We start from the raw sequence: 2,835 nt of genomic DNA on the forward strand, positions 1-2,835 counted from the left end.
GGCGGCGGACGGGGCGCGCGGTGCCGTCCTCCGCGGGCCGGGCTGCGTCCCGCGCGGGCCGGGCGCCGGCGTCCCGCCCGCTCACGGACCGGCCTTCCGGGGCACGGAGGCCAGGTGGCGGCGGGTGAAGGCCAGGGCCTCGGCGAGATCGGCCTCGCGCTCGGCCGAGGACATCGCGCGGCGGGTGTTGACCTCGACCACCACGTGCCCGTCGAAGCCGGCCGCCGCCAGGTGCTCCAGGACCTCCGCGCACGGCTGGTCGCCGCGCCCGGGGACGAGGTGCTCGTCCTTGGCGGAGTCGGTGCCGTCGGCGATGTGGATGTGCGCCAGGCGGTCGCCCATGCGGTCCACCATCGCCAGGGTGTCGTTGCGGGCGGTGGCGGTGTGGGAGAGGTCGAGGGTGAAGTGGCGGTAGTCGTCCTGGGTCGGGTCCCAGGCGGGGGCGTAGGCGAGCATCTCGCGGTCGCGGTAGCGCCAGGGGTACATGTTCTCCACGGCGAAGCGGACGTCGGTCTCGTCCGCCATCCGCCACACGCTGCGCACGAACTCCCGCGCGTAGGAGCGCTGCCAGCGGAACGGCGGGTGCACCACGACCGTGCTCGCGCCCAGTTTCTCGGCGGCCTCGCGCGATCGCTGGAGCTTGGTCCAGGGGTCCTTGGACCACACCCGCTGGGTGATCAGCAGGCAGGGGGCGTGGACGGCGAGGACCGGGACGCCGTGGAAGTCGGAGAGCCTGCGCAGCGCCTCGACGTCCTGGCTGACCGGGTCGGTCCACACCATGACCTCAACCCCGTCGTAACCGAGGCGTGCGGCGATCTCGAAGGCCGTCGCCGTGGTCTCCGGGTAGACGGAGGCCGTGGAGAGGGCGACCTTCGGCACCGGGAGGGACATCGCTGGATCGACCACGCACAACAGCCTACGGCGAGCGGGCGGGCGTTACGGAGGGCGTCGCGGGGCCCGCGGGGCGGGGTGTGGGGAAGGTCACGGGGTTCCGTTGCCGGACAGGGCGTCCAGGCGGCGCAGGATGACGCCCTCGCGCAGCGCCCAGGGGCAGACCTCCAGCCGCTCCACGCCGAACAGGTCCATGGCGCCCTCCGCCACCAGCGCGCCCGCCAGCAGCTGCCTGGCCCGGCCCTCGGAGACGCCGGGGAGGGCGGCGCGTTCGGCGGCGGGCATGGCGGCCAGTTTCGGCACCCACTCCTCCAGCGACGCCCGTACCAGCTCGCGCTGGGCGTAGGGGCCCTCGGCGGAGCGGGGGGCGCCCGCCAGCCGGGCGAGCTGCTTGAAGGTCTTGGAGGTGGCGACCACGTGGTCGGGGGCGCTCAGTCTGCTGAAGTCCCCGACCACCCGGGCGATCTCGTGCCGCACGTGGCGGCGCAGCGCGCGGACGTCGGCCGGGTCGGGCGGATCGCCGGGCAGCCAGGAGCCCGTGAGGCGGCCGGCGCCCAGCGGCAGCGAGGCGGCGGCGTCGGGCTGCTCGTCGATGCCGTACGCGATCTCCAGCGAGCCGCCGCCGATGTCCAGGACCAGCAGCCGTCCGGCCGACCAGCCGAACCAGCGGCGGGCCGCGAGGAAGGTCAGCCGCGCCTCGTCCTCGCCGGAGAGCACCTTCAGTTCCACGCCCGTCTCGGCGGCGACCCGCTCCAGCACGTGGTCGGCGTTGGCCGCGTCCCGTACGGCGGAGGTGGCGAACGGCAGCAGGTCCTCCACGCCCTTGTCCTCGGCGACGACCATCGCCTCCCGGACGGTCGCGGCGAGCTTCTCGACGCCCGCCGGGCTTATGGCCCCGTCCTCGTCGAGGAGTTCGGCCAGGCGCAGTTCCGCCTTGTGGGAGTAGGCGGGCAGGGGGCGGGCACCCCGGTGTGCGTCCACCACCAGCAGGTGAACGGTGTTGGAACCCACGTCGAGGACACCGAGTCTCATGGGGAGCCACGCTACTGCGGCCGGACGGTGTCCTGGAGCCCGGCCCGTGGTGCATACCCTGGGTGCGTGGCGAAGACGAAAACGGTGAAGCCGGACAAAGAGGCGAATGCGGGCGGGGAGCGGCGGCGGGCCGCGGGCGAGGAGGTGGAGCTGGACCACGCCCGGATGTGGGTGGAGTTCCCGGACCCGGCGGACGACGAGCAGGTGTTCCGGTGCGACCTGACCTGGCTGACCTCCCGTTGGGGCTGCATCTTCGGCCAGGGGTGCCAGGGCATCAGCGCGGGGCGCGCGAGTGACGGCTGCTGCACGCTGGGCGCGCACTTCTCGGACGAGGACGACGAGAAGCGCGTGGCGGCGCACGTGGCGCGGCTCACGCCCGAGAGCTGGCAGTTCCACGCGGAGGGCTCCTCCGAGCGCGGCTGGGTCGAGGTGAACGAGGACGGCGAGCGCCAGACGCGGCTGCACCGGGGCGCGTGCATCTTCCTCAACCGCCCCGGCTTCCCCGGGGGCATCGGCTGCGCGCTGCACACCATGGCCCTGCGGGAGGGGCGCGAGCCGCTGGAGACCAAGCCGGACGTGTGCTGGCAGCTTCCGGTCCGGCGGACGTTCGAGTGGGTGGAGCTGCCGGACGGCGAGCAGCGGCTGTACGTGTCGATCGGCGAGTACGACCGCCGCGGCTGGGGGCCGGGCGGGCACGACCTGCACTGGTGGTGCACCGGCGCGCCGTCGGCGCACGGGGCCGGCGAGCCGGTGTACGTCTCGTACCGGCCGGAGCTGACGGAGCTGATGGGCCCGGCCGGGTACGCGCGGCTGGCCGAGCTGTGCGAGGAGCGGCTGGCGGCGGAACTGCCCATGGTGGCCCCGCACCCGGCGGACGGGCCCGCGGGCGGCCCCGCCGCGGGTGCCGCGGGG

General features: G+C 74.6%; 3 protein-coding genes. 1 reads left to right on the plus strand and 2 read right to left on the minus strand.

All coding sequences use genetic code 11. The features are described from left to right. Nucleotides 1-81: 81 nt before the first annotated feature. Together ACLIYP_RS30055 and ACLIYP_RS30060 are read right to left on the minus strand one after the other, a co-directional pair. The gene (locus tag ACLIYP_RS30055) at nucleotides 82-891 is read right to left on the minus strand and encodes a sugar phosphate isomerase/epimerase family protein (protein WP_412716239.1); all 810 of its coding nucleotides are present in this window, start codon (nucleotides 889-891) and stop codon (nucleotides 82-84) included. A 90-nt stretch (nucleotides 892-981) separates the two neighbouring features. Beyond that, nucleotides 982-1,923: a Ppx/GppA family phosphatase gene (locus ACLIYP_RS30060; RefSeq protein WP_412716237.1), complete on the minus strand. Its 942-nt coding sequence runs from the start codon at nucleotides 1,921-1,923 to the stop codon at nucleotides 982-984. Between the two features lie 66 nt (nucleotides 1,924-1,989). On the opposite strand from ACLIYP_RS30060, the gene ACLIYP_RS30065 reads away from it, so the two are divergent. Continuing rightward, the coding region (locus tag ACLIYP_RS30065) for a hypothetical protein (RefSeq protein ID WP_412716238.1) at nucleotides 1,990-2,835 on the plus strand (846 nt) is incomplete at its 3' end.

Origin of the sequence: Streptomyces nanhaiensis, from assembly GCF_046614825.1 — a bacterium.
In the GTDB taxonomy this organism is placed as follows: domain Bacteria; phylum Actinomycetota; class Actinomycetes; order Streptomycetales; family Streptomycetaceae; genus Streptomyces; species Streptomyces radiopugnans.